Source organism: Streptomyces sp. NPDC059166, from assembly GCF_042755185.1.
GTDB lineage: Bacteria > Actinomycetota > Actinomycetes > Streptomycetales > Streptomycetaceae > Streptomyces.
In genome coordinates this window covers 17,916-42,251 of record NZ_JBHZCI010000007.1, presented here as the reverse complement: position 1 = coordinate 42,251, position 24,336 = coordinate 17,916, and the positions used below count along the sequence as shown (strand labels likewise).

At 70.4% G+C, this 24,336-nt stretch carries 16 protein-coding genes and 1 pseudogene; 6 read left to right on the top strand and 11 right to left on the bottom strand.

Translation table 11 applies throughout. The annotated features are described in order from the left end of the window. Positions 1-49 precede the first annotated feature (49 nt). Complete coding sequence (locus ACFXOA_RS07375; RefSeq protein ID WP_385023589.1) at positions 50-1,954, top strand: DNA/RNA helicase domain-containing protein; 1,905 nt, start codon at positions 50-52, stop codon at positions 1,952-1,954. A 297-nt stretch (positions 1,955-2,251) separates the two neighbouring features. Here ACFXOA_RS07375 and ACFXOA_RS07370 read toward each other — a convergent pair whose 3' ends face one another. The 5 genes from ACFXOA_RS07370 to ACFXOA_RS07350 all read right to left on the bottom strand — a co-directional run bounded on the left by ACFXOA_RS07370 (position 2,252) and on the right by ACFXOA_RS07350 (position 11,674). Continuing rightward, complete coding sequence (locus ACFXOA_RS07370) at positions 2,252-3,568, bottom strand: TIGR02679 family protein (protein WP_385023587.1); 1,317 nt, start codon at positions 3,566-3,568, stop codon at positions 2,252-2,254. Then, complete coding sequence (locus tag ACFXOA_RS07365; RefSeq protein WP_385023585.1) at positions 3,565-7,698, bottom strand: TIGR02680 family protein; 4,134 nt, start codon at positions 7,696-7,698, stop codon at positions 3,565-3,567. The genes ACFXOA_RS07370 and ACFXOA_RS07365 overlap by 4 nt, the downstream gene beginning before the upstream one ends. Further along, positions 7,695-8,996: a TIGR02678 family protein gene (locus tag ACFXOA_RS07360; RefSeq protein ID WP_385023583.1), complete on the bottom strand. Its 1,302-nt coding sequence runs from the start codon at positions 8,994-8,996 to the stop codon at positions 7,695-7,697. Before ACFXOA_RS07360 ends, ACFXOA_RS07365 begins: the two co-directional genes overlap by 4 nt. Beyond that, positions 8,993-10,549, bottom strand: a complete 1,557-nt coding sequence (locus ACFXOA_RS07355; RefSeq protein ID WP_385023581.1) for a TIGR02677 family protein — start codon at positions 10,547-10,549, stop codon at positions 8,993-8,995. Before ACFXOA_RS07355 ends, ACFXOA_RS07360 begins: the two co-directional genes overlap by 4 nt. 168 nt (positions 10,550-10,717) lie before the next feature. After that, positions 10,718-11,674 carry a hypothetical protein gene (locus ACFXOA_RS07350; protein ID WP_385023579.1) on the bottom strand — a complete coding sequence of 319 codons (957 nt, stop codon included), beginning with the start codon at positions 11,672-11,674 and terminating at the stop codon, positions 10,718-10,720. A 136-nt stretch (positions 11,675-11,810) separates the two neighbouring features. Between ACFXOA_RS07350 and ACFXOA_RS07345 the strand changes: the two genes are divergently transcribed. Beyond that, positions 11,811-11,963, top strand: coding sequence for a hypothetical protein (locus ACFXOA_RS07345; protein ID WP_385023577.1), 153 nt, complete (start codon positions 11,811-11,813; stop codon positions 11,961-11,963). Between the two features lie 195 nt (positions 11,964-12,158). Here the strand turns inward: ACFXOA_RS07345 and ACFXOA_RS07340 are convergent. Next, positions 12,159-12,254: pseudogene (locus tag ACFXOA_RS07340) on the bottom strand (HNH endonuclease); the annotation flags it as partial. A 45-nt stretch (positions 12,255-12,299) separates the two neighbouring features. Continuing rightward, positions 12,300-12,731 carry an SMI1/KNR4 family protein gene (locus ACFXOA_RS07335; RefSeq protein ID WP_385023575.1) on the bottom strand — a complete coding sequence of 144 codons (432 nt, stop codon included), beginning with the start codon at positions 12,729-12,731 and terminating at the stop codon, positions 12,300-12,302. Positions 12,732-13,151: 420 nt separating this feature from the next. On the opposite strand from ACFXOA_RS07335, the gene ACFXOA_RS07330 reads away from it, so the two are divergent. Then, entirely contained in the window at positions 13,152-13,409 is a 258-nt protein-coding gene (locus tag ACFXOA_RS07330) for a hypothetical protein (protein WP_385023573.1), read from the top strand. A gap of 122 nt (positions 13,410-13,531) precedes the next feature. Here ACFXOA_RS07330 and ACFXOA_RS07325 read toward each other — a convergent pair whose 3' ends face one another. Together ACFXOA_RS07325 and ACFXOA_RS07320 are read right to left on the bottom strand one after the other, a co-directional pair. Further along, the gene (locus ACFXOA_RS07325) at positions 13,532-15,406 is read right to left on the bottom strand and encodes a TerD family protein (RefSeq protein ID WP_385023571.1); all 1,875 of its coding nucleotides are present in this window, start codon (positions 15,404-15,406) and stop codon (positions 13,532-13,534) included. Between the two features lie 343 nt (positions 15,407-15,749). Beyond that, entirely contained in the window at positions 15,750-16,187 is a 438-nt protein-coding gene (locus tag ACFXOA_RS07320; RefSeq protein ID WP_385023569.1) for a secondary thiamine-phosphate synthase enzyme YjbQ, read from the bottom strand. A gap of 147 nt (positions 16,188-16,334) precedes the next feature. Here ACFXOA_RS07320 and ACFXOA_RS07315 point away from each other — a divergent pair, with 147 nt between their 5' ends. Then, positions 16,335-17,411 carry an NAD(P)-binding domain-containing protein gene (locus ACFXOA_RS07315; protein ID WP_385023567.1) on the top strand — a complete coding sequence of 359 codons (1,077 nt, stop codon included), beginning with the start codon at positions 16,335-16,337 and terminating at the stop codon, positions 17,409-17,411. A gap of 607 nt (positions 17,412-18,018) precedes the next feature. On the opposite strand, the gene ACFXOA_RS07310 is transcribed toward ACFXOA_RS07315, so the two are convergent. After that, entirely contained in the window at positions 18,019-18,651 is a 633-nt protein-coding gene (locus ACFXOA_RS07310) for a hypothetical protein (RefSeq protein WP_385023565.1), read from the bottom strand. Between the two features lie 99 nt (positions 18,652-18,750). Next, positions 18,751-20,556: an ABC transporter ATP-binding protein gene (locus ACFXOA_RS07305; RefSeq protein ID WP_385023563.1), complete on the bottom strand. Its 1,806-nt coding sequence runs from the start codon at positions 20,554-20,556 to the stop codon at positions 18,751-18,753. Between the two features lie 206 nt (positions 20,557-20,762). On the opposite strand from ACFXOA_RS07305, the gene ACFXOA_RS07300 reads away from it, so the two are divergent. After that, a complete protein-coding gene (locus ACFXOA_RS07300) occupies positions 20,763-21,209 on the top strand; it encodes a MarR family winged helix-turn-helix transcriptional regulator (RefSeq protein ID WP_385023561.1) in 447 nt (148 codons plus the stop codon). A gap of 44 nt (positions 21,210-21,253) precedes the next feature. Next, positions 21,254-24,196, top strand: coding sequence for an FAD-binding and (Fe-S)-binding domain-containing protein (locus tag ACFXOA_RS07295; RefSeq protein WP_385023559.1), 2,943 nt, complete (start codon positions 21,254-21,256; stop codon positions 24,194-24,196). The last annotated feature ends 140 nt before the right edge of the window (positions 24,197-24,336 follow it).

Genomic DNA, 24,336 nt, shown 5'->3' with positions numbered 1-24,336 from the left:
GACATGCCCCCACCCGCACGAGTTGCTTCGTGCTGCCTGGGGGCATTCCTTGCTGTTCCGCGAGTCCGCCGCGACCGTCGCCGCCCGCAACCTGGAAGGGACGCTGGCGCTGCACCTGATAGAGAACTTCCAGCACACGCACGGCTACCGCCCCGGCGCGTCAGAGGTGCGGTCCTGGGAGCGCAGTCTCCCCGCCCTCACCGGTGCGCTGCTCGACGCCGGACTCGACGACGTCGAGATGCTGATCGAGTACTCCCTCCCCCTGACCAGCAAGCGCGCCGACGTCATACTGGCCGGGGTCCACCCGTCCACTGGCGGGCCGTCGTACGTCGTGGTCGAACTCAAGCAGTGGAGCCAGGCATGGGCGGAGGAAGAAGACCCCCTGCTCTGCCGGATAGACGCCTACCCGCGCCCCGTCCTCAACCCGATCGAGCAGGTCCGCGGCTACTGCTCCTACCTGCTCTCGTTCAACGGTGCGCTGGAGCGGACACCGGAGGCGGTCGCCGGAGTGGCGTTCCTCCACAACGCGACGGAGTTCGGCATCAGCTCCCTGCGTGAGGTCCAGGAGGACCTGCAGGGCCGTATGTACACCGCCGAACAACGCGGCGCGTTCCTCGACTTCCTGCGTTCGCGGCTCGCGCCCAAGACCGGCGCAGGGGCCGCCGACCTGCTCGTCCAGGGCCGGACGCGCCCGTCGAAGCAACTGATGGCCGTCGCGGCAGCCGAGGTCCGCGACCGCGAGCAGTTCATCCTGCTCGACGAGCAGCGGATCGCCTACGAGCTGGTGCTGTCAGCGGTGCGCAAGGCCAAGCGATCAAACCACAAGCAGGTCGTCGTGGTGACCGGTGGCCCTGGTTCCGGCAAAAGCGTCATCGCGCTGTCGCTCCTCGGCGAGCTGTACCGGCGTGGCGACACCGCCCTGCACGCGACCGGTTCTGCGTCGTTCACCAAGACCATGCGCAAAGTCGCTGGCGCCCGGAAGCCCGAGGTGCAGAAACTGTTCATGTACTTCAACAGCTTCATGGGTGCCGAGCCGAACGACCTCGACGTCCTCATCTGCGACGAGGCCCACCGGCTCCGCAAGACGTCCGCCAACCGCTACACCAAGGCCGCCCTGCGCACCGACCGCCCGCAGGTGGCGGAACTCATCGACGCGGCCCGCGTGCCGGTGTTCCTGCTCGACCAACATCAAGTGGTGCGCCCCGGCGAGATGGGGACGGCGGAGCAGATCAAGGATGCTGCGGCCGCCCAAGGGCTCGACTGCATCGTGGTGGAACTGGACAGCCAGTTCCGCTGCGGCGGCAGCGAGGCCTACGTCAAGTGGGTCGCGAATCTGCTCGGCCTGGACGGCGACGAGCCGACTGTCTGGGAGCCGGACGACAAGGTGCAACTGCTGACCGCGGACAGCCCCCAGGAGCTGGAGGACTTCCTCGTCGCCCGCCGTAAGGAGGGCGAGGGGAAGAAGTACAGCGCGCGTATCGCCGCGGGATACTGCTGGAAGTGGACCACGAAGATCACCTCGGAGATGTCCGAGCTGCCCCGTGACGTCGTCATCGGCAATTGGTCGCGCCCCTGGAACGTACCCGGCGACCGGTCCCTCTTCGGTGCCCCGGCGGCGCCGCTCTGGGCCAACGATCCGGCCGGTTTCGGCCAGGTGGGCTGCGTGTACACAGCCCAGGGCTTCGAGTACGACTGGTCGGGCGTGATCATGGGACCGGACCTGGTCTGGCGGACCGACCGCTGGGTGGTGGACCGTACCGCTTCGAAGGACCCGATCTTCACCAAGGCCACCCCGGACTCCGAGGTCAACCGGCTCATCCGTAACACGTACAAGGTGCTGCTGACTCGCGGGATGGTCGGGACGATGATCTATTCCACAGACCCGGAGACCCGCGAGAAACTGCGTTCGCTCGTCCACCCGGGGACAGGGGTCAAGGCGCCCGTTCTCGCCTGATCCGGCGATTGCGGAAAGTATGGGGCTTGTGGGGCTGTTGCCGTACGTGCGCCATACGATCGGACGGCACCCGTGCCACCACCGCCCGCCGGAGAGTGAGATCCACCCACGGCCCAGCAGTCGCCTCTGCTCCGTGCTCGACCTGATCGAGAGTGTGTCCACCAAACTCCGCTAAGGCAACTCCAAGCTACCTGATGGCGCGTTCCACGTGATGCGTCTCGAAATGTGGCCACGCACATGGCCGTCGACATCGCCACAGGTCAGCACCGGTCTACGGACGTTCAGCCGCTTGGAGCGTTACGAACAGCCAGGAAGGCACTCCTGGCGAGCAGCAGCAGCAGCAAGATCTTCCAACAGCACATCTGCCACCAGCTCTTCGACGACGGCGATGTCGTGCTCCGCCATGGCTTCGGCCAACTCGGGATCCCACGGTGCTCCGGTGATGCGCCCCGGTCGAGGACCGTGCGCGTTGTGGACGATCGCGGATCGGTAGTCCGCCGCCGTCATGCGCCAGGGGTACGCACCTGTTTTCTCCATGACGTATGCGGCAATGCGGATGCCTTCGCCATCGAAGTCACCGTGGTAACGGAGAGCAGCGCCTTGGTCCGCGAGTAGGCGCAGGAGCTGGATAGCTGCGCCGTTGGGCCAGCCGGACGTGCAGACAAGCGGTGGGCAGTTGGAGCCGAAGCGGCGGAGGGCGAGAGCCAAGATACTGGGGTTCTCCACTACGTGGACGAGGAGTCGGGCAGGTGTGGCGGGCAGGGTGAGCTCGCCCGGGCTCCTGACGTGGGCGAGGGTCAGGCTGGCGGCCTGGCCCGCCTCGGTGCACAGGCGGGCCACACGGGCAAGAAGGCCGTCGCCGGCAGGGCGTAGTCCGCCGATGACGACGGTGGCGGACAGCTCGTCGTCGGCGACGCCGGCGCGGGTCCACAGGGCGCGGCGTTCCGCTGCGGACTGCGGTGGAGCGATGTCGTACTGAGTCGCCAGGGCACGCAGGACGAGGGTGGAGACGGGTGTGCCGTCGTCGAGAGCGTGCGCGTGGCCGTTGAGAACTCGGGCGGCAAAGACCGGAAGGGGTTCGGCCTGGCCGGGTAGTTCGGCGAGCACCTTGAGCGCGTCGGTGAGCAGCGTACGGGTGCGTTCCGCCGAGCCGCCGACCAGTCCTGCGGTTCGACAGGACGCAGCCCAGTCGGCGAGCACCGGCTGTGCCCGTACCGTGTCGTGACCAGCCAACCAGGTCCACAGCCCGGCGCGTTCGTCCTCCTGGCGGCGGCGTTCACCGGCTCTGTCGCCGAGTGGGCCGATGAGCTCGGCGACGACTTCTCGTACGTTGCGGCCGGAAAGTTCGGTGACTGCCTCCTCCAGGCGGGCCAGGGCGACGGAGGGCCGGGGGTCCGGCAGGTGGTCCAGACCGAGGAGGTCCGCGAGGGCTTCGCGCTGGGTCTCGTCCAGCAGTCCGAGGCGTACGCGTGTGACGGGGCGGCCGGAGGAGAGGCGGTCGTGGACCGTCTGCCAGACGGGATGGAGTTCGGGGCGGCGAAGGGTCGCGTCACCCGACGCGAGATGCTCCCGAGAGGTTGTCCCGCCGGACACGGGCTGGTCTCGCAAGGTCATCCTTCCTCCATTCCGGTGCCGTTCCAGACGAAGCGCGCGCTGGTGACAGCGTCGTCTCCGTCGGTCAGGAGTTGGTGGACGGCGATGCCGGGCAGTTCCCTGTAGTTTCCCCACTCGTGGTCGGAGGTGATCATGAGGTCCAGGTCGAGTGCGGTGAGCAGGGCGAAGACCTGTCCGCGGTTGACGGTGTCGACGCCGACGAAGACCTCGTCGAGGAGGATCGGGCGGGGGGCCAGGGGCACGTCCTCGTAGTGGGCGGCGACGGCGGCGAACAGGGGCAGGTGCAGTGCGATGGCTTTCTCCCCGCCGGAGAGCGCGCCGTGCAGCCGCTTGGTCAGGGGCTGCCAGCCGCTCCCGTCCGCCCGGTCGAGGCGGACGGTGAAGGTGTGCCAGGCGGTGTAGTCGAGCACCTCGCCGAGGTGCTCCTCCCAGCTCGCGGCCGTGTCGCTGCCCTTGGCCTCCTCGATGCGGGCACGGAAGAAGGCGTGCAGGGCCTCCCGGTCGGACTCGGTGACCCGACCGGGGTCCTTCAGGAGCAGCTGGCGGGCGGTGCGGGTGCTGTCGGGGAGGTCCGGGCGGACGTCCCAGACGAGCTGGACGGCGACGTTGGAGGCGGTACGGACCCGTTCCAGGTGCCCGTTCATGTGCGCGACGAGTTCGCCGGCCCGGCGGATGCGGGCGGCGAGGTGGCGGCGGATGTCACCGGTGAGGATCTGGTCGAAGAGGCGCCGTTCGGCGGTGCTGATGTCCTCGCGGCTGCGGTCGCGCTCCTGGGTGAGCGCGGCGAGCAGACCGGTCGCCCCCACGCGGACGCCCTCCAGGGTGGCGGTGAAGAGCTGGATGTCGTCGTCGGGCTCCAGCTCCAGGTCGGCGCGGACGCCGAGGTGGCGGCGGGCCTCGTGGACGGCTTCGGAGAGGCGGGTGGCGGCGTCGCCGAGGTGGCGCGGGGCGTGCGGGACCTGGGGCCACCGTGCCGCCATGGCGCGCGCGGCCTCCAGAGTGGCCTTGGTACCGTCCCCGGCGTCGAGTTCGGGTACGACGCCCGCGTCCTCGGCCAGACCCACCAGGCACAGGTGCCGGAACCGCCGCGCCGCGCCGCCGCGGGCCTCGGCTGCTTTCTCCTGCCGGTCGGCGTCCTGGCCGCTGGTGGCCCTCAGCTCTCCGATGCGGCCTTCCAGGCCCAGGAGGAGCTCGGCTGCCTGGCGGGCTTCCTTGCCGCAGCGGACCCGTTCGGCACGGGTCTCCGCAACGCGCGCGACGATCTGCCGGTAGTCCGCGCCGACCGTCTCCTCCACCGCCTTCAGGCGTGCCGTCATACCAGCCGCCTTCGCTTCCGCAGCGGCAGCGTCGGCGGTCTGCTTCTCCGCGCGAAGGCGTGACCGGTCCGCCCGTGCGGCCGTCTCACCAGCCCTTTCAGCGGCCGCGATCGCGTCGATGCGGGCGTCCGTCCAGGCATCGGCGAGGTCGCGGAAGCTCTCCACGTCGCGGCCGACTTCGCGCAGCCGGTCGCGGTCCGTGGGCAGTCCGTGTTCGGCGGCCCTGCGGCTCAGCGTGCGCAGCGCGCCGGCCACGTCACCCTCGCGTGCGGCCAGATGCTCGGTCGCGTCACGCACGGCGTCGTCCCGGGCGGCCACCTTCTCCTCGGCCCGGTCCCAGTCCCGTCGGCAGGCATCGAGTTCCCGGTGGTCGGGCCGGGCGGTGCGGTCCTCCGCCAGCCGGGCGGCGCGGGCGCCGAGTTCCCGCAGCCGGTCGGCGAGGGTGGCCAGGGAGGCGTCCTTCTCGGCGATCAGCTCGGTCAGTTCGGCGATCTCACGCTGCTTGGCCCGCTGCCGGGCGAGGGCTCCGATGTGGGCGGGCTCCGGCTTGCTCCAGGAACCCGTGGCCGGCGCGAGGCGCCAGGCGCCGTCGGAGGAGACTGCCGCAGGGTGACCGCCGGGCAGGGTGGTGCCATACGCGATGCCGGCGAGGATGCGGGTCACCGTGCCGACCGGTACGGGAATGTCCTCCTCGGGCCTCAGCACGTCCAGCAGGCCGGAGCCGGGGGCGGTCGTGGCGAGGCCGACCTCGACACGGGTGTCGTGCCCAGGAAGGGTGAGCCCTTCGGATGCGCTCACCCATGCGTCCAGGAGGCCCGACGCCTCCAGTGCCGCTTCCACCCCGGCCTGTACGGGGAGCGGGACGTCCTCGTGGAAGGCGATCAGCCGCCACAGCGGCGCGCCTGCCGCAGCCGTGCGGACGGTTGTGCGGGTGGGTGGAGCGACGGGCTGGAGATCGGTCTCGCCGCTGAGCTTGCGCCTCCGCGCGTCGAGCAGGTCACGTTCCTGTTCCAACCCCTGTTGCGCCGTGCGGACTCCGGCCCGCTCCGTGGTGATCTCCTGGTCCAGCGGTCGTGCGACCGTTTCGACCAGCTCGCGCACGTCTGCCTCGACGGCCGCCCTGGCGGCCAGTTCATCGAGGTCGGGGATGCACAGCTCCGTGCAGTCCCGGGCCCAGGCGAGCAGCCGCTCCACCTGGGCTGCCAGGGCTTCGTCCCAGGCGGCGGCGGTTGTGTCGCGTTGGGTGATCGCGTCCGCGAGCCGGGTTCGGGCCTCGTCAAGCAGGCCCTCGGCGGTACCCCGGTCGCGTACCGCCCGGTCGTGGGCGTCGATCGCGTCGGTGATGTCGGCGACCTGCTGCCGTCGGGCGGTGACCGCGCCCCGGAGCAGTCGGCGGGCGGCGGTGCCAGGAGCATCGGACCGCCTGCTCCCCGTCCTGTCCGGGGTGTTCGCCGACTCGTTACCGAGGGGCTTCACCTCCCCTTCCGTGTCCAACACCGTCTTCACCTCGTGGTGGATGGACTCCATGCCTGCGGCCCGGGCCGAGCGGTGTGCCTCGTCCGCGGTCGCGCGGGCGTGTTCGTCGCGCGAGCGGGCGTGTCCCGCGACCTCGTCGGCGTGCTTCCGGTCCTCCTCCGCCTCGGCCTCGGCGGACCGGGCGGCGGTACGCAGCTCCGCGGCGGCCGCGACCTGTTCCTCGGTGTCGCGGCGGAGCCGGTCGAGCTCCTCCCCCTTCTGGTAGGCGTCCCTCTCCCGAAGCCCTTCGACGATCTCGTCCAAGGCGTGCGCCCGTAGTTCCAGCTCCTCGCGCAGGGCCAGGGTGGAGGCGCGCTCCTCGCACGCCTTCTCGTACTCCTCGGCGCTGACGCGGGCGTCCCGGGTGAGGTCGTCCATCTCGGTGGTCGCAGAGATCAGCGCCGCCGCGCCGGCCCGCAGGACCCGACGAGCGTAGGCGCGCTGCCGGGAGGCAACGTTCTCGGCGGCCGTCACCTCGGCGTCGAGACGGTCGAGGTGGTCCCGCTGTCGGTCCAGGCGCTCGAAGCCCTCGGCGAGCTCGGTGATTTCTCCTTCGCCGAGCGGGGGCAGGGCCCGGGACAGCAGGGTGGACAGGAGGGAGGGGTCGAGCCGTTCGGACAGCTTGGGCTGGCGAAGCTGGAGCAAGGCGGAGAGCAGGGACTCGTACCGCTGCTCGCCCATGCCCGCGAAGAGTTCGCGCCGCACAGTGGTGCGGTAGTCGGTGGCCGCCGGATGTACCTCGCCGCGGTCGCGCAGGGCTTCGGTGAGGGCCGCCTTGGTCAGGGGCTGTCCGGTGTCGTTGACGAGGTGGACCCCGTCGGGGTGGGCAATCCGGGCGGTGGTGGTGAAGTAGTCGGCGTGCGCCGTGGTGGTGTGGACGCTCGCGTGCAGGCGGGCTCCGCAGCCGAACCAGTGCTCGGTGCCGTCGCCTCCGACGCGGCGGAACTCCATCCAGACATACCCGACACGGGTCTTTCCGGACGCTCCCTGGCCCAGCAGGTTCCAGTGCATCGTGCGCTCCGAACCGCCAAACGTGGAGAGGCGGTTGGGGCGGAGGCTGGCGTCGAAGAGAAAGGGGAGCAGCAGTTCCAGGGCCTTGGACTTGCCTGTACCGTTCTGACCGCGCAGCAGCAGGCGACCCTGGTGGAAGGTGAAGATCTCGTCGTAGTAGCGCCAGACGTTGAGAATGCCCGCGCGATGGGGCTGCCAGCGTCCGCGGCCGGTATCCGCCTCGTGAACGGGTGACGGTTCGATGGTCTCCTCGGGCCTTCGCTGGAGGGGGAGTTCCGTCACGCTCACTGCTTGTCTCCTTCTCCGGCGCTGCCGGCGGTGGTCACGGCTGGCGGATCGTTCTTCGGGGCTGGGCCGGTGGTCTCCGTCAGGCGGTAGCGGTACGCGGCCGGTCGCGCGACGACGCGGTCTCGGGCCCTGGCTGCCAGGCCGACGTCGAGCAGGATCCGTACGGCGTCGTCGGCAAGGCGGGCCGGGCCTTCCTCCGACTGGTACGCCTTGGCCCAGCCCGGGAAGCGGCGCAGCAGCTCTGCTCCGGCCTCGGCCAGCTGCTCGGGCAGCAGGCCTGCGGGCGTGGCGCAGAGCGGTGCGAGGAGGAGTAGCGCGGCAACTCGGGCTGTGGAGGTGTCGTCGGGGAAGCGGACGTCGGTGGCGATGGCGTCCGGGTCGACGAGGAGAAAGCCCTCCGCCCGTTCCTCCAGGAGGAAACCGGCCTGTTCGACAGAGCGGCGCAGGATCTGGCGGCCGGTCAAGGAAGTGACATAGGCGAGCTCGTCGTCGGCGAGATCGGTCCGGTAGAGCACGGGATCGTCGAAGAGGCGGCGCAGCACCGAATGGCGCAGCCGCAGGTTGCGCTGGGCGTCCGTGGTCGCGGCGGTCTCGGCGTGCGTATCGTCGGCAGAAGTGCTTCCGTAGCGGCGCTCCCTGACCAGACCGGCGAGGAGGTCCTCGAACCGCGCGGGCACCTCCTCCGGGGGCACGGCGAGCCGGGAGGCGCCGACCGGCGCGGCTGGAAGCCGCATGAGCAGCGTGGTGTCCACGCGGTAGAGGACCTTCGCCTGCGCGGAGTCGACGTACGTCTCGGTCATGCCGTCCACAGCACGCAGCACGTCGTACGACTCCAGCAGCTTCAGGACGTCGACGAACGCCATGCGCTCCGGCCGGTGGACCGGGTCGAACCCCGCAAGCGCGCGGTCGGTCGCCATGGCCTGGACGACGCGGTCGGCGAGCATGCCGATGGTCGTCATCGGCATCGACAGCAGCTCCGCGGCGGTCACGCACAGCAGGACGTACCGCCGGCGGTCGAACGGGGCCCGGCCGGAACGCGCCCGGCGAGCGGGGCGGGAGCCGTCGGGGTCGGTGCGGACCTTGGTGAGGCGGGCGTAGCCCCGGCGGGGCTCCACGACCAGATTCCAGCCGCAGGTGTAGTCGAACCAACGAGCCAGCGGGTCACGGCGGCGGCGCACCAGATCGAAGCCGGTCGGGTCGGCTGCCTCGGTGAGCAGCGGGCGGGCGAGAAGAAGGCGGATGGCGCGCGCGACCTCCTCGCGTTCGGCGGAGGCCAGTTGGTTGGCGAGGGTGCTCATCCTGCGGCCTCCCGCCCCGTGGCGGCGCCGACTGCCGGGAAGGCGACCGCCCCACCCACGGCCGTGACGTGGATGACGTAGTCCGGTCCTGCCATCGTCCCCTGCACGGTACGCAATACGGCGGTACGCCCGTCGGGGGGCGGCAACAGCACCACCTCCACCCGGCCGTCGCCGGTCGTGGCCCGTCGTCGGCCACCCGCGTCCGGCCGGGCGCCCAGCGCCCGGCCCAGCAGATCGAGGAGACGGTCGAAGGCCACGGGGTCGAGGGTGCTGAAGGAGGAGAGCCGTACCGGGCCGACCGTCTCGAGCTCCTGCCAGGCGCGTGCCAGCTCCGCTCGCTCCGCCCGGGCGCGCTCGGCGCGTGCCGCCCTGACCGCCGCAACGTCTCGCACCGTGGCCGTACGAGTGAAGCGTTCGGTCCGTCCGCTGGTCCTCAGCAGGGCCGACACCTGTACCGGCGGCGCCTCGCACCAGGAGTGGGACAAGGGGATCAGCTCCGGGTCCGGGTGGGCAAGGTGGGCATGGCGGGCCGGGCCGAGGCCGAAGGCGGCCGACCACAGCCGGTGCAGGTCCTCCTCGTCGGGAGCCGCCGCGAACCAGCGCGCGAGCTCCCGGAAGTCCTGTACGGCGCTGGAGGGGCGGCGCCGGGACTCGTTGATCCGCTCCAGCACCTGCAGGAGGGAGACGATGGCACGCCGGGCGATGTCGTGCAGCTGCTCGATCCGGGGGCGCGCGCCGTCGTCCGGCAGAAACCAGGCCCTCAACCCCGCCCAGCGCGCCCGCCGGCTCTCCAGCCAGCCGGCTGCCGGGTCCTCCCCCGGTGACGGAGGCAGCTCGGCACCGCGCAGGGCACGCTCACGCAGCACCGCGATGCCCCGCTCCTCCACGCGGACTACGGAGGCTGCCACCATCTCGCCGCGCCGGTCGAGATTGACCAGGAACTCCTGGAGATACGCGACGGTGGCGGCCTTCACCTCACGGAACACGTCCAGATCCACTCCTTCGGCGCGAAGGAGCCTCTGCAACTGGCCGTTGAAGGCCTTGGTGTTCTCCACCAGGCCCTCCAGATGGCCCTCCAGCTCCCGCAGGGTGCTGAAGATCCGCCGGTCGGCCACGGCAGGTTCGCCAGACAGGAGGGTCAGTTCGTCGAGCCGGTCGGCGATCGCCTCCAGCACCGCGGTCTGCAGCGCCCCCGTGGAGGCCAACACCTCCAGGGCGTGTCGCACCCCGGCGAGCGCGGCCTCTCCCCGGCGGGTCAGCGAGTAGTGCAGGTTGCGCCGCTCGTACTCCTCGGCCGTGCGGTAGTTCTGGGCGTGGTTGTGCACCACGTCGAGGAGTTCCCACTTCACCAGCCGTTTCAGCGTCTCGTGCAGTACCTCGTCCTCGAGATCCGCAACCCAGCCCACCGCACGCAGCCGCTCCCGCACGCCGTCGAGCCCGAGCGCGGTCTCCAGGTGCTCGCCGGCCACCCCGAAAGCCTCGAGCACGGCCCCGTTCAAGTCGGCCGCCTCCCCCGTGGTGAACCGGAACATCTCCGGCGGAACCCTGCGCATGCTGGTACGTCCCCTCCGCCGCCACCCCTGCGGCACTTCGGCGCCCACGTTAAGAGGTGATCCGAGATCACGTTCTCGAATCGCCGCCATCATTCTCATGGCAGTCACGGCCGAGGATTACTCCGTTGGCCCTCGACTCAGGAGCGTGGTCGTGGCGGGATGGGTGGTTCACTGCTCGGAGAAGTACGCAGGCGCGCGCACGCGCATGCTGGAGGCGATGCTGCGCAGCAGTGCGCTGCTGACCGGTGGCGTGCGTGCTTCGACGACGGCGACCGCATCACCGACCCAGGTGAAGTACTTGACGAAGCCGTACCTCGACCACCGCCACACTCCGGGGGCGATGGGGGTGCAGGCGGGTGCGGGCACCGGATACACGTTGGTGAGCGCCGCGCAGTGCGAGGGCGGCGTGAAGTTCGGCAGGCGAGGACCGACGACTACCTGGATGACCCGGTGGAGCTCCTCCATGGAGTCGGCTTGCCGGCCTGCGTCGACCGGGGCGATCCGGTAGTAGAAGGTGGGCTGGCTGCTGTGCGCCGTTCCACTGGTGCCGACGCCCTCCAGGTGGTAGCCGTCGGGCACATTGGGTGCCAGCAACGGCACGCCCGCATGGGCGAGTTCGGTGCTCTGATTGTGGTGGGCCAGCTGCGTGGAGGCGAGGGAGTCGAGCGGCATCAGCAGGACCAGGGCCAGGGCGGCGGCTGCTCGCGGCCACCGGGGCCGGCAGGACTGGGTGAACCATGCCGCGAGGGCGAACGCTCCCGCGCACAGGGCCGTCTGAAGGAGCAGGGTGCCGCTCGGCAGCCACCGCAACGAGTCCAGGCACCACAGCAGATAGCAGCCAATGCCGGTGCCCAGCAGCGCAGTCAGCCAGGCAGGCCGGACCGCGAGAAGCCGCAAGACCGGCCAGGTGAGGCCGAAGACCAGGACCGGCAGCAGAGAAAACCACCACAGGGCATAGCCGAGACAGCCGAAGCCCGGCGCGCTGCGGCACGCGCTGGAGTTCACCACCAACCACATCGACACCCCGGCAGCGGCCACCGCGACGACACCGGCCGCGGCGGCACGTGCCGCCCGCTTCGCCTGCCGCGCCCGTACAGCGCGCGGTTCGGTCACCGCACCACCCATCGCGTCCTCCCCCGGCCCTCGCAACGGGCCTCAGCGTGAGTTGGCCGGGACGCCGACGCCTGAGTAGGCGTACTCAGGCGTATGTGACTCAGCGACAACAGCCTGAAGGGCGTGCGCTCTCCTTCGGTGTGGGTCGATGGCGCCGTCGCGCTTGTTTCTCGGCGCGGCGACGGCCGCGCTCGCCTTCTGGCTGGGCTGGGGTGTGCTGTTCGCCGATGACGACTTCGGCTCACCGGGCCGCGTACGGCCCGTGCCCCCCGCCGCACCGCGTGAATCAGCGGAGGCGTGATGGAGGCCGGGAGCGGACTCCTGGAACTACAGCTGTGGATCGCCGCAGCCGTACACCTGCTCCTGGCCGGGTCGGCGACCGCCCTGTTCACCGGCATCGCCGTCGAACACCGCTGATTTCGCGTGCCGCCCTCTGTCGTCCCGGCGTCGCGTCAGGGACGAATCCTGCCCGGGGTGGTATCAGGGCCCAACCGATCGAAGACCGCGCCGTTACCGCGACGAGCGAAACAGCCGATCCCTGATCGTTCGCGTACACCTCCCGCCGCCCCGCCGTCCAGGCCGAGGCCCCAGCCGACGGGGAGCGTCATACCAATAGTGCTGTATTCCGATGGCCGGTCTACCGGTACCAGTCTCCGGTCGCCCGCAGGGCCTGTTCGATGTACTTGTCCAGACCATAGGAGACTAGGTATCGGCTGTCCGTCTCGTGGTCCCAGACAAAGACCTCGTCGCGCTGCGGAGTTCGAACGAAGGCGAACTGGTCGCCTCCCCCGTTGTCGCCGAAGAACATCAGCGGTTCGAATGACATGTACAGATCCGCGAAATCCCGGGCACTGCGGAACTCCGCGTTACTCTTCGCGATTCGCTCGGCACTCCACACGACGTCGAGACCGTAGCGTCCGCGCACGCCATCGCACTCTCGCAAGAGACTGGCCAGTTGCGCGGGTAGCGGCTGTCCGAGTGCGCTCTCGATCGCAGCCAGTTCCGCTTCGTCGGCCGGAGCACCGAGCTCAGCACCAGCCGTCGCCTCAAGGATCTGCTCACGCCACATCGAAGAATGCTCCCATACGCCGGAAGACTGGGAGATCGCCGCAGGTCTTGCCAGGCAATCCAGTCCAGCAACCCGGTCCTGCCTGCTTGCTCGGCCCTACCCCTGGCCCGCGGCCACGGTGCGTGCTTCGAGGTCGCGGTCCAGTCGGTGGCGGCGCGACGGCGCCACTGGACGACCGTGGTCGGGTGGAGGCCAAGCATCGGGCCGAGGACCGCGGGCGGCAGGTCTGCGGCGAGAGCCACCAGGGCGGTGGTCCGGGCGGGCCGGTCGGGAACGTCTTGGGCGGCCAGGCGTCGGCTGAGGGCGGCGGAGATGTGGGCGCCAAGCAGATGGCCGGGGAACAGGCAGCCGGCGCTGGTATTCGTGGCCCAGCCTTGGGGAACGGAGCGGTCGGCGAGGGTGGCCAAGAGGTCGGCCAGGGTGGTGGGCAGCACAATCGGGGGTCCGGCCCAGGAGGAGCAACGCCGTCCCGTCGTGGGTGCCCATGGCCGTGATGGGCAGGGCGGCGATGCGGGTGAGGTGCTGGCCGATCAGCAGGAGGATCGCGTCGGCGGCCCGGACCTCGACGTCGAGGCCGGTGTCGGTGAGGCGCTGGTGAGGAGGTCCCAGTGGGAGACCTCGTCGAGGCCGATCGGGTCGGCCTTCGGGCGGTGCGGCACGAATTCAAGGAGCACATGAACCGCGACCTCATCCCCGGCCCCGTACCCCGAAGCGACGCCCCCGGTCGGCGTCGCACCCTGAGAACACGAACCGTGGGCCTCCCCTTCTGGACGATTGGAAGTCGTGGTCCTGCCGTGGAGTCATTCGGCGACGTCGACTCCGTAGGACCGGGCGAGGCCCGCGAGAGCGTGGTCGTACCCCTGCCCGACCGCGCGAAGCCGCCACCCCTCGCCCCGGCGGTAGATCTCGGCGAGGACCATGGTGCGCTCAGTGGTGGCGGCGTCGAGGGTGGCAAGGGCGGTCGGGGCCTCGCCAATCCCGCGAGTGGCGACGACCTCCACCGCGCCGACGTCCGAGAATGTGGCGTCGCCGTCGATCGCCGCCGCGATCACGACCTTGGTCACCTCCAGGGGTAGCCGCTCCAGGTCGACGCCGACGGCTTGCTCCGTCGGGCCGTCCTTGGCGAGCCACACCGTGCCGTCAGGGTGTTCGGGCGCTCCGTAGAAGACGAAGTCCTCGTCTCCCGCGACTTGTTCCTGCGCGTCCAGCAGGAAGGCGACGACATCGACGTCGCATGCGGTGAGCTGCCCCCATGTGGCCGCCACAGTCCACGTCGCACCGGCTTCGGGCAGGTCGACGACCTCGCCCCGGACCAGGACTTCTGCCGTGTCCGGCGACTCGGCAACCAGGTCCTGATGTACGGAACCGGGTTCGGGGACAGGGGCCGTAGTGGGCGCGAGGAGCCAGTCGGCAGTGTGGAGCGGCAGGCCGAGCGAGGTAATGCGGCTCATGCGCCGGTCCAATTCCCCGCCGGGGAACAGCACGATGTCGGTGACTTTCGCCGAGAGGTTGACCGCTGCGGAGGCGCCGAGCTCGACGACCCGGACGCGCGCCGCCCCGGCTTCCTCGTGAGTGCCGCCCAGCACCAGGACCCGGCGCCCGGCGAGCGGTCGGTCCGCCCTGGCGGCACCGCTGCGTGGGACCGGCGTCGTGGTGCGCTGCGCGGGCAGGGCGGGCACAGGCTTGCGGGGCGCGGCAGCCGTCTCCCCCGGCGTCTCTGCGGCACGGCCTCGTCCGGCGACTGCGGCTCGAGCCGCGCCCTTGACCTGGCCGGGCCGCACCTCGTCCAGCAGCCGCAGATAAGTCACCTCGTCCACCAGGGGAACGCCTTCAGCAACGGCCCTGCGTAGTTTGGCGGTCCCCTGGCCAGGATCATTGGTGACCAGGAGGCTGGTCTGTCCGCTGACCGAAGTCATCGAGTTGAGGCCGGCCGCCACCGAGCAGGCGATCAGTTCCTCGCGGGACATCAGGGTTTCGCCGGTGACGGCGACCTTCATCCCCTGCACCAGACAGTCCCCCGCCCGGAACCGGCCGGGGTTCCGGTACGGACACGGGGTCTTCGGAACGAAGGGCTTGTAGTCCTGGCGCGGTGGGCAGGCCAGAAGCGGAAGGTCCAGGCCCAGACGTCCCGCGGCGTCCAGCGAGCCCTGCAGAATCCCTGTGAGCACCCGGACGTCGTCCTGCGCGTCGTGGGCTCGCTCCTGACGCACGCCGTAGTGCGCGGCAAGCGTTCCCAGCTTGAGATTCGGCGTCGCGGGCGCGATCAGCCTGTTGAGAGCCAAGGTGCACAGACGTCTGCTCACGGGCACCCACGAGCGGACCTGGGCGAACTCGTGGGCCAGGAAGTCGTAGTCGAACTGCGCGTTATGGGCGACAAGGACGCGACCGCTAAGCAGCGCGCCGACCTGCGGCGCGATCTCCTCGAAGGTGGGTGCGCCTGCCAGGCGCGCGCGAGTGAGCCCATGAACATGCACAGGCCCCGGGTCGCAGCCCGGGTTGAGGAGCGTGGAGAACTCGCCGGTCCGCCGGCCGTGTCCGTCCAGCGTGACGACCGCGAGGGACAGTACGCGGTCCCTTCCGGGCCTCAGCCCGGAAGTCTCCACGTCCACCAACGCCCAGTCGTGGAAATACTCGGGCAGCATGGGCCACTTCGGACTCGCTGACAGCAGGGCCATCTCGGGCTCCCCTCCCGGTGCGGCAAGCGGCACGCAGCCCTCTCGCGCTCATGGTCGATCGAGGGATCTTTCCACGCACAGGGCGCTCTTGCAGCGGATCTCGCCCAGAGGCTCCGCTACCGCTTGGGGCACACCGTCTCCAGCGAACCACTGAAGCCCAGTGGTCCACTTCGTCCGCCGAGGAGTTGGGCCGGTGGTCCGTCAGCGAGGCGGGCTGTACCTCCCAGAGACAACAGGGTCACACCACGACCACACATCGGCGGCGGAGCCGGGGAGAGCGTGAGTACTGGTACGGCCTCCCACCATGGCCCCTTGCAAGTGGTGCGGCCGGACCCCCGTACAGTCAGGCCTCGCCTACGCCGCCCAAGAACGACAACCGCACCTGCCGATTGTGATTCGACACGTTCGTGTCCACCAGACAGATGGACTGCCACGTCCCCAGTTCCACCTTCCCGCCGATCACCGGCAAGGTCGCGTGTGGCGGCACCAGGGCAGGGAGCACGTGGTCGCGGCCGTGGCCCGGGCTTCCGTGGCGGTGTTGCCAGCGGTCGTCGGCGGGGAGGAGGGTCCGCAGCGCGGCCAGGAGGTCGTCGTCGCTGCCGGCGCCGGTCTCCAGGACGGCGATCCCGGCCGTGGCATGAGGCACGAAGACGTTGAGCAGACCGTCCCGGCCACGAGCCGTACGGTCGAGGAACTGTGCGCAGTCCTGCGTCAGGTCCGTCACGGTTTCGGTCCGCCCGGTGCTGAGGCTGAGGACATGGGTGCTGAAGGTGTCGGCCATGGGGCCATTGTCCCGTCCGCCGCGAGGCTCGCCCACTCGCCTGTCGAGCCTTCCTCCGGCTGCCCGGCGTCGCGCCGCCCACCGCCGACCCGGTGATCACAGATCTCGCCCGGGAAGATCCGGAGCACCTCCACAGTTAGTGGAAGCGTGAACAACTTTGGGACGCGCGAACTGGACGTGGTCGTCATCGGTGCCGGGCAGGCCGGACTCTCCGCCGCCTACCACCTGCGGCGCACCGGCCTCCGGCCGAACCGCGACTTCGTGGTGCTCGACCACGCACCGGCCCCCGGCGGGGCCTGGCAGTACCGCTGGCCTTCGCTGACCTACGGCAAGGTGCACGGAATGCACGCGCTGCCCGGTATGGAACTGACCGGCGCGGACCCCGACCGGCCCTCCTCAGAGGTGATCTCCTCCTATTTCGACGCGTACGAGCAGCGGTTCAACCTCCTGGTGCACCGTCCGGTGGAGGTCGGCGCCGTACGTGAGGGTGACGGCGGGCGGCTGCGCGTCGAGACGTCCGAGGGTGTCTACTCACCCCGTGCCCTGATCAACGCCACCGGCACCTGGGACCGGCCGTTCTGGCCGCGTTACCCCGGGCTGGAGACCTTCCGGGGCCGCCAGTTGCACACGGTGGACTACCCGGGGCCGGCGGAGTTCGCCGGCCTCCGTGTGATGGTGGTCGGCGGTGGCGCCTCGGGCACCCAGCATCTGATGGAACTCGCGGGAACCGCGGCGGAGACGTTCTGGGTGACACGCCGGCCGCCGGTCTTCCGCGAGGGACCGTTCGGCGAGGAGCAGGGGCGGGCCGCCGTCGCGCTGGTGGAGGAGCGCGTACGCCGAGGACTGCCACCGCGCAGCGTGGTGAGTGTCACCGGGCTGCCGCTCAACGACGCCGTCCGGCGCGCCCGCGAGCAGGGAGTTCTGGACCGCCTGCCGATGTTCGACCGGATCACGGAGGACGGGGTGGCCTGGGCCGACGGGCGGACCGTCGACGTCGACGTGATCCTCTGGGCCACCGGCTTCCGAGCCGCCATCGACCATCTGACACCTCTGAGACTCCGCGAACCCGGGGGCGGAATCCGCGTCGAGGACACCCGGGCGGTACGCGACGGGCGGGTGCACCTCGTGGGGTACGGGCCGTCGGCGAGCACGATCGGCGCCAACCGGGCGGGCCGCGCGGCGGTCCGCCCGGTCACCCGCTTGCTGGAGAGCGTTCCGGCCTGAGCAGTCGGCCCCCGTGCCCCCCTCACCTCTGGGATCCCCCGGCCAGGTCCCTGCCACTGTCCACCGGAGTCCGAAGTCCACTACGTCGCGGCCCCGCTGCTACAGCGGATCACCGAAGCCCACGAACTGCCGGCGGACCGCAGGCATGGCCGGGGCGCCGTGTCCGTAACCGGCCGCGGCTGCGCTCCTGACGGGCCCCGAGGCCCACCTGTGACAGCTCTGCTGCTCGACGGAGCCGGAGGGCCGTCCCGGGTGCCGGATCCGACGCCACCGGAACCCCATCCGACCCTGAGGTCACACGAGCACACAGAACACACGAACAAGGGATCGGGTGTTCGCTCGAACGCGTGGCCGTCCCGGGATTGATTGCTCAACTGCCGCGCGGCAGTTGATGATTACTACACGCACACAGCGGGCTGCAGACCGCTACCGCGTAAGTCCCACACAGATGCACCACGCACTAGGAGAATGACAGATGAACTTCCTGACCAACCTGCTTGCCGGCATCGTCCACTTCGTGGGTTGGCTCGTCTGACCGTTCCTGCACCACGGCGCCGTCGCTCCCCGTCCCACGGGAGCGGCGGCGCCGCCGTGCGTTTCGGCGAAATCAGATCCGGGGGTCCCTGGGAGCGGGCCCGGCGAACGGTGGCCGAGAGGCGAAGGCCGGTTCCACGGTGACCGCTTCCACGAGCGCGGCCAGTGTGCGGCGGACCCGGGTGAGCGGGTGATCGGGGAACTCCTCGTCCCAGCGGGCGTGATCGGCGACGTGGAAGGGCAGGCCTCCCTGAACGTCGGGGGCGTAGGGGTGCGGCCGGAAGTACGCGTCGGGGCCGACTTTCGCCATCACGAGGGCTTCGCGCATCCCCGTCCTACCGCGTTCGGGAGCCTGGATCTTCACCACCGTGCTGCAGTCCCGCCGGGGAACCGTGTAGCTGCCTATGAAGACCTGGCCACTGGGCTGTTGCGGCAGGGGGACCTTGAGTATCTGCCGCAGCGCCGGCAGTCCTCCCAGCGTCTTCACCGACGCCTCGATGAGCCCGCCGCCCGCCTGTGCGGTCCAGTGGGTGAGTGTGGCGCGCAGTGCGGGTCCGTCGTCCAGGGAAGCCGGAAGGTCCGGCGGCAGAGCGAAGTAGTGCAACGACACCACGTCACCGTCGTTGCTCGTCCAGGCGTCGACGTTCTCGTCGCCGGTGTCCAACCTCTGGTATCCGGGGAGTTCGACCCCGAGCAGTGCCCTCATGAGGGGGATCATGCCGCACCGTCCGGGCGTCGCGTTCTTCGGGGAGGCACCTGCGGCCCGGGTCCGTGTGGGCGGGTCCGAGCGTACGGTGCGGGCGTCTCAGGTGGCGGTCGGTTCCAGGGAGCTGTCCCTGCGGATCAGCGCGGCGTAGCGGCCGTTCTCGGCGAGCAGTTCCTCGTGTGTGCCGCGTTCGGAGGCACGGCCTCGGTCCAGTACGACGATCTGGTCCGCGTCCCGGACGGTCGAGAGCCGGTGGGCGATGGTGAGTGTGGTGCGGCCCATGGACAGCGCGTCGATGGCCTGCTGGACCGCGTGTTCCGTGCGGGTGTCAAGTGCGCTGGTCGCCTCGTCGAGGATGAGCACGGGCGGGTCGCGCAGGATGGTCCGGGCGATGGCCAGTCGCTGCTTCTCGCCGCCGGAGAAGCGGTAGCCGCGTTCACCGACGAGCGTGTCGTACCCGTCGGGCAGTCCGGCGATGTGGTCGTGGATCTGCGCGGCGCGCGCCGCGGCCTCGATCTCCTTCTCGGTGGCGTCCGGCTTGGCGAACCGGAGGTTCTCGGCGACCGAGGCGTGGAAGAGGTAGGTCTCCTGCGAGACCACTCCGACCGCGCGGGCGAGAGTGTCGAAGTCGAGGTCCCGGACGTCGACCCCGTCGATGGTGACCCTGCCTCCGGTGACGTCGTAGAGCCGGGGCACGAGGTAGCTGAGCGTGGACTTGCCCGACCCCGTGGGGCCGACGACGGCGAGGCTGGTGCCGGCCGGCACGGTCACGTCGATACCACTGAGTGTGGGGCCGTTCTTCTCGTCGTAGCTGAAGGTGACGTCCTCGAAGGCGATCTCACCGCGGATCTTCTCCAGCCTGACCGGAATCTCGGGTTCGGTGATGTCCACGTCGAGATCGAGGTATTCGAAGATGCGCGCGAAGAGGGCGAGGGAGGTCTGCATCTGCACCCCCGTCGACATGAGGCTCACCGCCGGCCGGAACAGTCCCTGCTGGAGCGAGACGAAGGCCACGAGCGTACCGATGGAGACGGCGGTGGCCCCCGACTGGAGGGTGAGACCCGCTGCCCAGTAGATGACGGCCGGCATGGCGGCCATGACGATGCCGATCGTCGACATCCGCCAGCGCCCCGCCATGTTGGAGCGCACCTCCAGGTCGACCAGGCGCTCCGATTCCTCCGCGAACGCCTTGGTGAGCGAGTCGGAACGGCCCATCGTCCGGCCCAGCAGGATGCCGCTGACCGAGAGGGACTCGGTGACCGTGGCGGCCATCGCGGCCATCTGCTTCTGGCGCTGCGTGGTGATCTTCTTGCGCTCTCTGCCCACCCGGCGGCTGATCCAGACGAAGACGGGGAGCAGGAGCAGCGAGACGACGGTGAGACGCCAGTCCAGGGCCAGCATCGCGACCACGGTGGCGACGACGGAGGTGAGGTTGGAGACCAGGGATGTCGCGGTGGAGGTGACCGTGGCCTGCATCCCGCCGATGTCGTTGGCGATGCGGGACTGGACTTCGCCGGTGCGGGTGCGGGTGAAGAAGGCGAGCGGCATCCGCTGCAGCTGGGTGTAGACGGCGGTGCGCAGGTCGTGCATGACACGCTGGCCGACCGTCGTGGAGATCAGGGTCTGCAGGACTCCGAAGACGCTGTTCATCACGGCGGTGAGGACCATGCCGAGGGCCAGCAGCGTGAGCAGGCCGGTCCGCCCCTGCGGGATGGCGGTGTCCAGCACCTCGCGGAGCAGGAACGGTGAGGCCACCGACACCAGGGAGGATGCGCCGACGAGCAGGCCCACGACGGCGAGTCTGCCGCGGTAGGGCCGGAAGAGCCGGAGGATTCGGCGCAGCTCCGCGGGCGGCTGACCGGCTCCTGCGGGCGGGGGTGTCCAGGTGGGTTCGTCGGGTTTCATGGGCTCCTTCGCAAGCGTGCGGGGACCGAACCGGTCGTACGGCCCGGCCGCGGGTGACGGCCACGCTCCCGGGTCGGCGCCTGCAGGCCGCCGGCGGTTGCCGGCCGGCCGCGGGGCGGCGGACGTCGGACAGGGCTGCCGATTTTGAGAGCCTAGCTCATAGTTACCTCTGTTCACAATGAACTACGTCCTGATATTGTTCCCGTATGGACTCCCCCGACTCCGACGGCATGCTCGCCGAACAGTTGCTGCGGCTGACTCGCCGGCTTCAGCGCATCCAGAGCCGGCAGCTGGAGCCGATAGGCATCACCCCGGCCCAGTTCCGGCTGCTGCGCGCGACGGCGCATTACGACGGCCCTCCCCGGATGGCGGACCTGGCCGAGCGGCTGGACGTCGTCCCCCGCGCCGTGACGACCCTGGTCGACGGGCTGGAGGCGAGCGGGCGGGTGCGGCGCGCCCCGGATCCCGCCAACCGCCGGGTGGTCCGGATCGAGATCACCGAGGAGGGCAGGACGGTGCTCCGTTCGATGCGCGACGCGCGGAAGGCCGCCGCGGAGGAGATCCTGGCTCCGTTGACCGCCGAACAGCGCGAGGTGCTCGGCGGGCTGCTCACCGCTCTGGTCGACGGGATGCCGGAGCGCCGCCGCTGCTGAGACACCCGGTGCACCACCGCACCGGACCGTCGAGGGGATCTGACATGCCGCTGCTGAAGCCCGGATTCGACGCCCTGCAACCGGCCGCCGACCGGCCGGCGTCCCCCGATCGGGTGCCGGGCTCGAAGGCGTCCGGCTCGCCGGCCGCCCTGAGGGCGGGACTGACCGCTCTGCTCGGTCCGGAGAAGGTGCTGTGGAAGGTCTCCGACCTCGTGCGGTACGCCTCCGACGCCAGCCCCTACCGCTTCGTGCCGCAGATCGTGCTGCTGCCGGAGGATCTCGACGACATCTCGGCGATCCTCTCGTACGCCCACGGCAACGACCGCGACGTGGTCTTCCGGGCCGCCGGCACCAGTCTCAACGGCCAGGCGCAGGGAGAGGACATCCTCGTCGACGTGCGCAGGCACTGGACGGGTGTCGAGGTGCTGGACGGTGGCGTCCGGGCCCGGATCGGGCCCGGCACGACCGTGATGCGGGCGAACGCCACGCTCGCCCGGCACGGCCGCGTCCTGGGGCCCGATCCCGCCAGTGCCATCGCGTGCACCGTCGGAGGTGTCGTCGCGAACAACGCCTCGGGGATGACGGCGGGCACGACCAGGAACTCCTACCGCACGGTCTCCTCCCTGACCTTCGTCCTGCCGAGCGGCACGGTGGTGGACACCGGTGCGGCCGACGCCGACGAACTGCTCCGTCAGGCGGAACCGCGTCTCTGTGAGGAACTGCTCGCTCTCAAGGCGGAGATCGAGGCGGACGAGCGGCTCACCGCCCGCATCCGCGCCAAGTACGAGATCAAGAACACCAACGGATACCGCCTCGACGCGTTCCTCGACGGGGCGACGCCGGTGGAGATCCTGCGGGGCCTCATGGTCGGATCCGAGGGGACCTTCGGTTTCATCTCCGAGATCGTCTTCGACACCCTGCCTCTGGACCGGCACGTGTCATCGGCCCTGCTGTTCTTCCCGTCCCTCACGGCGGCCGCGGCCGCGGTTCCCGGGTTCAACGGGGCCGGGGCGACGGCCGTGGAGCTGATGGACGGCAACACCCTGCGCGCCTCCGTCCGGGTCGAGGGCGTCCCGGCCGACTGGGCGGGTCTCCCCCAGGGAACGACGGCGCTCCTGGTGGAGTTCCGGGCACCGGACGAGGAGGCGCTGGCCGGGTGCGAGCGGGCGGCCGCGTCCGTCGTCGCGGATCTCGATCTCGTGGTCCCGGTCGTCTCCGTCACCAACGAGTTCACCCGGGACGCGGCCACCGTCTCCGGTTACTGGAAGGCCCGCAAGGCGTTCGTCACCGCCGTCGGGGGCTCCCGCCCCTCGGGCACGACACTGATCACGGAGGACTTCGCCGTTCCGCCGTCCCGGCTGTCGGAGGCCTGCGAGGCGCTGCTCGCTCTCCAGGCCGTCCATGGCTTCGACGCGGCCGTGGCGGGGCACGCGGCGCACGGGAACCTGCATTTCCTGCTCGCCTTCGACGCGGCGAAGCCTGCCGACGTCGACCGGTACGCCGCGTTCATGGACGAGTTCTGCACACTCGTCGTCGACCGCTTCGACGGATCGCTGAAGGCGGAGCACGCCACCGGGCGCAATATCGCGCCGTTCCTGGAGCGGGAGTGGGGGCACACGGCGACGGAGCTGATGTGGCGCACCAAGCAGGCCATCGACCCCGACGGGGTGCTGGCCCCCCGGATCGTCCTCGACCGGGACCCGAGGGCTCATCTGCGCGGTCTCAAGACCATCCCCAAGGTCGAGCCGGTGGCCGACCCCTGCATCGAATGCGGCTTCTGCGAGCCGACCTGTCCCAGCGAAGACCTCACGACGACGCCGCGGCAGCGCATCGTGCTGCGCCGGGAGATGATGCGTCAGCCGGACGGCTCCCCGGTGGAGACGGCGCTTCTGGACGCCTACGGCTACGACGCGGTGGACACCTGCGCGGGAGACTCGACGTGCAAGCTCGCGTGTCCGGTCGGGATCGACACCGGCGCCATGATGAAGGACTTCCGGCATCTCCGGCACACCCCGCGCGAGGAGCGTGTCGCGGCGCTGACCGCGCGGCACTTCAAGGTCGTGGAGAGCGCCGCGCGACTCGCCCTGGGTGCGGCGGCCTTCGTCACACGCCATGCGGGCGACCGGCCGCTCGAAGCCGTGACCCGGCTCGCCCGCAAGGCCGTGAACCCGGATCTGGTGCCCGAATGGCTCCCGGAGACTCCGGGGGCCGCCTCCCGGGCCCTGCCGGCCACCTCCAGGGCCGGAGCGAGCGCCGTCTACTACCCGGCTTGTGTGAACCGCATCTTCGCCGGCCCTGACGAAGCGGGCACTCTCTCGCTCGCCGAGTCGGTCGTCTCCCTGTCCGCACGGGCGTCGAAGCCCGTATGGATTCCGGAGGACGTCGCCGGCACCTGCTGCGCGACAATCTGGCACTCGAAGGGGTACGACACCGCGAACGCGGTGATGGCGAACCGCGTCGTCGAAGCGGCCTGGGGGTGGACGGCCGGCGGTTCCCTGCCGCTGGTCGTCGACGCCTCGTCCTGCACGCTGGGACTCGCCCGAGAGGTCGTTCCCTACCTCACCGACGAGAACCGGGCGCTGCACGAGGAACTGACGGTGGTCGACTCGTTGGTCTGGGCGGCCGACGAGCTGCTCCCCCACCTGGCGGTGTTCCGCAAGCGGGATTCGGCCGTGCTGCATCCCACCTGCTCGATGGAGCACCTGGGCGACGTGGCGCATCTGCGCGCCCTTGCCGAGGCGTGCGCCGAATCCGTGGTGGTGCCCGACGACGCGGGCTGCTGCGGTTTCGCCGGTGACCGCGGCATGCTCCACAAGGAGCTCACCGACTCAGCGACCGCCAAGGAGGCTGCGGAGGTCAACACCCGGGAGCACGACGCCTATCTCTCGGCCAACCGTATGTGCGAGATCGGGATGGACCGCGCGACCGGCCGCCGCTACCGATCGGCCCTCATCGAACTCGAACGGGCGACCCGGCCCGCCCTCTGAACTCAGCACACGCGGTTCCACGCCCCCCCCTGGTGGGCCAGGGCACGCACTCGACGGGGCGCACCCCCGCGTCCCGGCCTGCCCGCGCCGTCCATGCACCGTCCCCGCCCCGTCCATGCGCCGTCCCCGCGCCGTCCTCC

Bases quoted from the DNA above. Each gene is read 5' to 3' on its own strand.
- ACFXOA_RS07370 (WP_385023587.1), bottom strand. From the start codon at position 3,568: ATGACCTTGCGAGACCAGCCCGTGTCCGGCGGGACAACCTCTCGGGAG.
- ACFXOA_RS07360 (WP_385023583.1), bottom strand. From the start codon at position 8,996: ATGAGCACCCTCGCCAACCAACTGGCCTCCGCCGAACGCGAGGAGGTC.
- ACFXOA_RS07355 (WP_385023581.1), bottom strand. From the start codon at position 10,549: ATGCGCAGGGTTCCGCCGGAGATGTTCCGGTTCACCACGGGGGAGGCG.
- ACFXOA_RS07350 (WP_385023579.1), bottom strand. From the start codon at position 11,674: ATGGGTGGTGCGGTGACCGAACCGCGCGCTGTACGGGCGCGGCAGGCG.
- ACFXOA_RS07345 (WP_385023577.1), top strand. From the start codon at position 11,811: ATGGCGCCGTCGCGCTTGTTTCTCGGCGCGGCGACGGCCGCGCTCGCC.
- ACFXOA_RS07335 (WP_385023575.1), bottom strand. From the start codon at position 12,731: ATGTGGCGTGAGCAGATCCTTGAGGCGACGGCTGGTGCTGAGCTCGGT.
- ACFXOA_RS07325 (WP_385023571.1), bottom strand. From the start codon at position 15,406: ATGGCCCTGCTGTCAGCGAGTCCGAAGTGGCCCATGCTGCCCGAGTAT.
- ACFXOA_RS07320 (WP_385023569.1), bottom strand. From the start codon at position 16,187: ATGGCCGACACCTTCAGCACCCATGTCCTCAGCCTCAGCACCGGGCGG.
- ACFXOA_RS07310 (WP_385023565.1), bottom strand. From the start codon at position 18,651: ATGAGGGCACTGCTCGGGGTCGAACTCCCCGGATACCAGAGGTTGGAC.
- ACFXOA_RS07305 (WP_385023563.1), bottom strand. From the start codon at position 20,556: ATGAAACCCGACGAACCCACCTGGACACCCCCGCCCGCAGGAGCCGGT.
- ACFXOA_RS07300 (WP_385023561.1), top strand. From the start codon at position 20,763: ATGGACTCCCCCGACTCCGACGGCATGCTCGCCGAACAGTTGCTGCGG.
- ACFXOA_RS07295 (WP_385023559.1), top strand. From the start codon at position 21,254: ATGCCGCTGCTGAAGCCCGGATTCGACGCCCTGCAACCGGCCGCCGAC.